Annotated in this window: 7 protein-coding genes and 1 pseudogene; all 8 read left to right on the forward strand. The window is 49.5% G+C overall.

Features of this window, described 5'->3' with window-relative positions; translation table 11 throughout:
* Positions 1-46: 46 nt before the first annotated feature.
* Positions 47-247 (forward strand): annotated as a pseudogene (locus tag NDI45_RS30380) (hypothetical protein); the annotation flags it as partial.
* 96 nt (positions 248-343) lie between these two features.
* Positions 344-925 (forward strand): nuclear transport factor 2 family protein, encoded by a 582-nt coding sequence (locus NDI45_RS30385; RefSeq protein WP_348250016.1) that lies wholly within the window; start codon positions 344-346, stop codon positions 923-925.
* A 159-nt stretch (positions 926-1,084) separates the two neighbouring features.
* The gene (locus NDI45_RS30390; protein ID WP_348250017.1) at positions 1,085-1,753 is read left to right on the forward strand and encodes an NAD(P)H-dependent oxidoreductase; all 669 of its coding nucleotides are present in this window, start codon (positions 1,085-1,087) and stop codon (positions 1,751-1,753) included.
* Between the two features lie 157 nt (positions 1,754-1,910).
* Entirely contained in the window at positions 1,911-2,690 is a 780-nt protein-coding gene (locus tag NDI45_RS30395) for an SDR family oxidoreductase (RefSeq protein ID WP_348250018.1), read from the forward strand.
* 271 nt (positions 2,691-2,961) lie between these two features.
* Complete coding sequence (locus NDI45_RS30400; protein ID WP_348250019.1) at positions 2,962-3,930, forward strand: SDR family NAD(P)-dependent oxidoreductase; 969 nt, start codon at positions 2,962-2,964, stop codon at positions 3,928-3,930.
* Positions 3,931-4,049: 119 nt separating this feature from the next.
* Complete coding sequence (locus NDI45_RS30405) at positions 4,050-4,913, forward strand: alpha/beta hydrolase (protein ID WP_348250020.1); 864 nt, start codon at positions 4,050-4,052, stop codon at positions 4,911-4,913.
* A 39-nt stretch (positions 4,914-4,952) separates the two neighbouring features.
* Positions 4,953-5,354 carry an SDR family oxidoreductase gene (locus NDI45_RS30410; RefSeq protein WP_348250021.1) on the forward strand — a complete coding sequence of 134 codons (402 nt, stop codon included), beginning with the start codon at positions 4,953-4,955 and terminating at the stop codon, positions 5,352-5,354.
* Between the two features lie 70 nt (positions 5,355-5,424).
* On the forward strand, positions 5,425-6,369 hold the full coding sequence (locus tag NDI45_RS30415; RefSeq protein ID WP_348250022.1) for a zinc-binding dehydrogenase: 945 nt from the start codon (positions 5,425-5,427) through the stop codon (positions 6,367-6,369).
* Positions 6,370-6,566 lie beyond the last annotated feature (197 nt).

Raw genomic sequence — 6,566 nt, forward strand, 5'->3', positions numbered from 1 at the left:
CAGTTCATTGCTGAAGGTCAATCTTGATTGAAACAGGAGAAACAAAATGATACTGCAAGATAAAGTGGCGTTAGTTACAGGCGGCACATCGGGAATTGGCAGAGCAACGGCGACCCTTGCGGTATCTGCGAAGCAGCGCGCGCTCGGTGCTGCTGAAGCAAAAGTCGTGTTCTCCGGTAGACGCGACGCAGAAGGTGAAAAAACCGCCAAACTAATTCGCGAAACAGGCGCTGAATGCTTATACGTCCATTGAAACAAATTCACTAACATCACAAGCATCTGAAAGCAGTCAAGCATTGGAACTCAAGACACTTTAGATAGATAGAACCAGGAGTATTTAATCATGGTCAAAGAGCAAACTGTAGACGGACAAGCAAATTTACAAGCAACTACCAATTTGACACCAGCCCAGGAGTCTTTGCAAGCACTTTGGGAAGAGCATCTGCGACACGAGTTTGGCACTCACAACACTGAAGATGCCCTCGCCACGATGGTTGAGGATGCTTACGTCAACCACATCCCGGTAATGATTGGGGGAGTCGGGAAACCAGCACTGCGCGAGTTTTATTCCAAATACCTCATTCCACAGATGCCGCCGGACATGGAGTTGACCCCAATCTCGCGCACGATCGGAACGGATCAACTCGTGGATGAAATGGTGGCTAAGTTCACTCATACTGTTTGGATGGAATGGATATTACCCGGCGTTGCTCCCACCGGAAAACGGGTGGAAGTGCCAGTAGTAGCGATCGTCCAGTTTCGTGACGGCAAACTAGCCCACCAACACATTTACTGGGATCAGGCAAGTGTATTGGTTCAAGTCGGCTTGCTCGATCCGGGTACACTTCCCGTCGTGGGCATTGACAGTGCGCGTAAGGCGATCGATCCCAACTTACCTTCAAACACATTAATCGAGCGCGACTAAGTGTAGGAGCCAGCAAATATCAATGCCTAAACCCGCCATTTTGCAACCAGGATCGCAACTCGCCTGACCCAGCCACGTTCTATACCCGTGGTGAAAAAGGCTATCTGGATTATCCAGCCCTAGCAAAAGTTTAGAAACTTAGAAAACGAAATAACTCACATGAAAGTTTTGATTGTTCTTGCACACCCAGAGTCGAAAAGCTTTAACGGAGCAATGTTTCAGACAGCAATTGACACGTTCAAAGACTCTGGGCATGATGTTCAATATTCAGATCTCTATACCATGAGATTTGACCCTGTATCCGATCGCCGCAACTTTACGTCTGTCAAAGATCCTGACTACTTTAAGCAGCAGCTTGAAGAGATGTATGCAACTGAAGTTGGAGGATTCATTCCAGAAATTGAAGCTGAGATCCAAAAACTGGAATGGTGCGATCTGATGATTTGGCAATTCCCTTTGTGGTGGTTCAGTGTCCCTGCAATTTTGAAGGGGTGGGTCGATCGCGTCTTTGTTATGGGGCGTGTTTACGGTAATGGACATATTTATGAAACGGGCAGATTTCGAGGTAAGCAAGCAATGCTCTCGTTGACCACAGGTAGCACAGAAGAGGACTATCTTGCAGGCGGTTTTAACGGTGATATCCATGCTATTCTGCGCCCAATTCAGCGAGGGATGCTGCAATTCGCTGGTTTTGACGTTCTTGCTCCGCAGATTGTTTATGCCCCCGTTCGCCAAACAGATGCAGTTCGTCAACGTATCTTGAATGCTTTTTCGCAACGATTGCGAACCATTGAACGTGAGTTGCCGATCGCCGTAGGTCAGTATTGATCGGCATGGAACTGGCGGGACTGAATTTATGGGGCACGCAGCCAGGATCGTACTCATCCTGATTGTAGGAGGTGCTTCTTATTGCTGGCTCCTACACGTATTGCTCATTGAGTTTTTGACAAAGTAACATAACCATTCACAACAAGAGGTAACTATCATGATGCTGAAAGACAAGGTTGCTTTAGTGACCGGAGGAACATCGGGAATCGGCAGAGCAACCGCGATCGCTTATGCCCAGCAACAAGCAAAGGTGGTGGTGGTTGGTCGTCGAATGGATGAAGGTGAAGAAACGGTTCGATTAATTCAGGAAGCTGGCGGAGAGGCGATTTTTGTGCAAGCAGATGTCACAAAAGAAGCCGATGTTGAAGCAATGGTTGATAAAGCGGTGAGTGTTTTTGGTCGGTTAGATATTGCCTTTAATAATGCAGGAACTGTCGGCGAAAATCCCTCATTGATTGAGCAAACAGAAGCTGAATACGATCGCATTATGAACGTCAATGTCAAAGGCGTTTGGTTGTCTATGAAATATGAAATTGCTCAGATGTTGAAACAGGGAAGTGGTTCGTTCGCCTCTGGCGGCACTATGTGCATCGTCAATACGGCATCTGCGAATGGAGTCGTTGCACTTCCTAGCGTACCCCTCTACACCGCGAGTAAACATGCGGTAGTAGGCTTAACAAAAGCTGCTGCGCTCCAATATGCCAAAGCAGGTATTCGCATCAATGTCGTTGCACCAGCAGCAATCGAAACAGATATGTTTGAAGCAGCTACAGGTGGGCAAGATGAAGCCAAAGCTTATATAACAGGACTTCACCCGATCGGACGGGTTGGAACACCGCTTGAAGTTGCAAATGCAGTCCTGTTTTTATCATCTGATATGGCATCGTTCATAACAGGTGAAACATTGATGGTAGATGGTGGGTATGTAGCGCAGTAGTCGAAAGGCAGTGCGACACGTTGCGGCCAAGTGGCGATCGACCTGCATTATCTGCTCGATCACTCTCCGTGCCGTTGGTTCCTCAAGAGTATCCAGGTAGTACGCAGTGTTTGATTGAGCAGTAATACATCCAAAGGAGTCCATCATGACGACAACACTTGCAGGCAAAGTTGCACTGGTAACGGGTGGTTCTCGCGGTTTAGGAGCGGCGATCGTAGGGTAGGCGAAAGATCAAAACTTTTACACTCACAATTAACGCAAGGATAAAGAAATGGCTAAAAAATTTAGTGCAAAATCGACCGCCGACGAGGTGCTTTCCGGCATTGATCTCAAGGGAAAGCGATTTCTCATTACGGGTGTATCGTCGGGCATTGGACTCGAAACCGCCCGCTCACTGGTCGCTCACGGGGCTAGTGTCGTCGGCGCGGTCAGAAACCTCGCTAAAGCTGAGCCAGCCACTGCATCAGTTCGTGATGCCGCTTTGCAAGGAGGTGGCAGCCTGGAGTTGATCAACCTTGATCTGGCATCCTTGCAAAGCGTTCGTGCCTGTGCGGATAAACTGTTGGCTGACGGTCAACCGTTCGATGCCATCATCGCCAACGCTGGCGTTATGGCAACTCCGTTCGGTCGGACGATCGATGGCTTTGAAGTCCAGTTCGGAACGAACCATCTTGGTCATTTCGCCCTGATCAATGGGATCGAGCCGTTGCTCGCCGATAATGGACGGCTGGTCGTCCTGTCGTCGCTCGCGCATCGCGGTGCCGATATCGACTTGGACGATCCGAATTTCGAGCAGCAGGCGTACGATCCATGGGTTGCCTATAGCCGATCGAAAACCGCCAATTCACTGTTTGCTGTGGAGTTTAACAGACGGCATCGTGATCGCGGCATTCGGGCTGCTTCGGTGATGCCCGGAAACAGTCTCACGGACCTACCCCGCCATTTCTCGCAGGAGGAGTTGCAGGGACTTTTACAGACCGTTGACGCAGCGCGCACCGAAGCGGGTCTGCCGCCGAAAGAGTTGAAAGAAATTCCGCAGGCAGCCGCGACATCGGTCTGGGCAGCAGTCGTGGCTAACAAAGACGAGATCGGTGGACACTATCTCGAAGATTGTGCGGTCGCGCCGATCAATGACACACCCAACCCATTTGCCGACGGTGTCAGATCGTATGCGCTTGACGTGAACAAAGCTAAGCAGCTCTGGGCGAAAAGCGAGGAATTGATCAGCGCTGCGTTTTGAAGGTTATCGCGCAAGAATCTGAAAAACTGCCTAAGAATCTGAAAGAAACCGAGCATTAGAACTCATTACACTTCGGTTAATTAGATGAGAATCCAATGCAGCATTCATAGGAGATTGCAATGCCTTACGTTACTGTTGGTCAAGAAAACTCTGCAACCATCGATCTCTACTACGAAGATCTTGGAACAGGACAACCGATTGTACTGATTCATGGATTTCCATTGAACGGACATTCCTGGGAGAAGCAGGTTTTAGTTTTACTGAATGCAGGATATCGAGTAATTACCTACGATCGCCGAGGATTCGGTGCTTCCAGCCAACCCTCGTTTGGTTATGACTACGATACCTTTGCCGCAGATTTGAATACACTCATGACCAAGCTTGACTTGCAGGATGCTGTGTTAGTCGGCTTCTCAATGGGAACAGGTGAAGTCACACGTTATCTTGGCAAATACGGCTCAGAGCGGGTGCAAAAAGCCGTGCTGATGGCTCCCGTTCCACCGTTTCTGTTAAAGACAGACGACAATCCAGAGGGTGTTGATCAAAGCGTTTTCGATGACATTATGAAAGCGATTGTTGAAGACCGTCCAGCCTACTTTTCTACATTCTTCCAGGGCTTCTTCAATGTGGACGTGCTGCTGGGCGATAGCGAAGCAGTGCCCGCAAAGCGGGGTCGCATCAGCAATGAAGCGATTCAAGCCAGTTGGAATGTAGCAGCAGGGGCTTCTGCTAAAGGGACTTTGGACTGTGTACCCTCCTGGCTGACTGATTTCCGCGATGATCTGCCCCGCATTAATGTACCGACTCTAATTATTCATGGCGATAGCGATCGGATTTTGCCGCTTGAGTCCACCGCAGCAAGACTTCCAAAGCTGATTAAAAACAGTCAACTGGTTGTCATTCCTGGTGGGCCGCACGCCATCAACTGGACTCACGCTGATCAGGTCAATCCCCTGTTGCTGCACTTTCTTCAGCAGGAATAATTAGTGATCTGCTGCATTTCTGGCTTGCGAAAAAACTCTGTGATTCACCCTGTTGAGTCAGGCTCAAATGATACACATATTTGTCTAGTTCTGAAGAGGCAATTCTATGACTGTCCCCACTCAAACGTCTCGAACCGTGCGTTTCCGGAGACTTCTCTTTACGTCGCCAGCAAACATGCAGTAATGGGGCTGACGAGATCGGCAGCTCTGGACTATGCCAAACAAGGTATTCGGATCAATGCCATCAATCCTGGTCCGATTGCGACTGACTTCATGGCTCGTGCCGCCGACCAGTGGAGTATCCCGTCCGATGATCTCGGGTCTATGGTTCCAATGGGTCGGATCGGTCAGGCAATGGAAATTGCTCAAGCGGTTATGTTTCTCTGCTCTGATGCTGCCAGCTACATCACTGAGCAACCGTTTGCGATCGATAGTGGATAGACAGCAAGTTGATTGAAACAGTTCTATCTAGAACACAAAACTATAGCCCTCCACACACAAGGACATGGCGATGCGTAGACTCGTGAGTTCACCAGATGCCGTTGGCAACCTCACCTTTCAAGACACTGAAGTTCCCACTCTGAATGCTAACGAGTGCTTAATTCGCGTCAAGGCATTTTCGATGAATCGGGGCGAACTTAAGCGATCGCAAAATGATCTACTGGGCACTCCAATTGGCTGGGATGTCGTTGGCGTTGTTAAACAAACAGCACAGGACGGTAGTGGCCCACCCACAGGGACAAAAATTGTTGCCCTCTCCATCCGCTCGGAGGGCTGGGCAGAATATGTAGCAATTCCGACTCGCTTTCTGGCTATTATTCCCCAGGGCGTATCAGATACCGATGCCGCCACACTGCCCGTCGCGGGGTTAACAGCACTGTATGCAGTGGAAAAGGGATCTCGTTTACCAGGAAGTCGAGTGTTGATCACAGGGGCAACAGGGGGAGTGGGACTCTTCGCCATGCAGCTTGCTCAGATGATGGGAGCTAGCGTCGTTGCCCAAATTCGTCAGCCAGTGCAAAAAGCATTTGTGCGAGATTACGGCGCAGATGAAGTGGTGCTAACCGAAACCGGGCAAGAAGCCAAGCAGTTCGCGCCTTATCGACTGATCGTTGATGGAGTAGGAGGTGAATTGGTCGGGACGCTAACTGCGTTTTTGGCTAAAGGAGGCACCTGCGTTTGTTATGGCAGTAGCAGCGGCAATGAGATGAAGCTGTCCCTACCAGACTTCTATTTCGAGAATGGAGGACAGCGCACGCTTTACGGGTTCACGCTGTACACCGAAGTAGAGATGGAAAGTGCTAGTTCTGGGCTGGCTCGTCTACTGAGGTTAGTTGAGCAGGGGCGGCTCAAAACGCACATCGATCGAGCAGTTTCATGGCGTGAAGCAGGCGTAACAGCGGCTGATTTGATCGGGCGCAGATTTTCAGGTAAGGCTGTGCTGCATGTGGACTAATTGTTGTTCATTGGCTGAGTTATGTCAGCCACACAGGAATAGATTATCGCTGAGCTTTATTTGCAAAGGATGAAACGATTTACCTTGTTTACTTTCCTGTATCTCGCGCTGGGAGTTTGTCTGACAGCGATCGCGCTTGGATACCCAAACCTGCCTTCGGGTCTTCAAACCAGCCTGTTCATCAATGCAGGATTATC

Origin of the sequence: Leptolyngbya sp. GB1-A1, from assembly GCF_039962475.1 — a bacterium.
Taxonomy (GTDB): Bacteria; Cyanobacteriota; Cyanobacteriia; order Elainellales; family Elainellaceae; genus Leptolyngbya_A.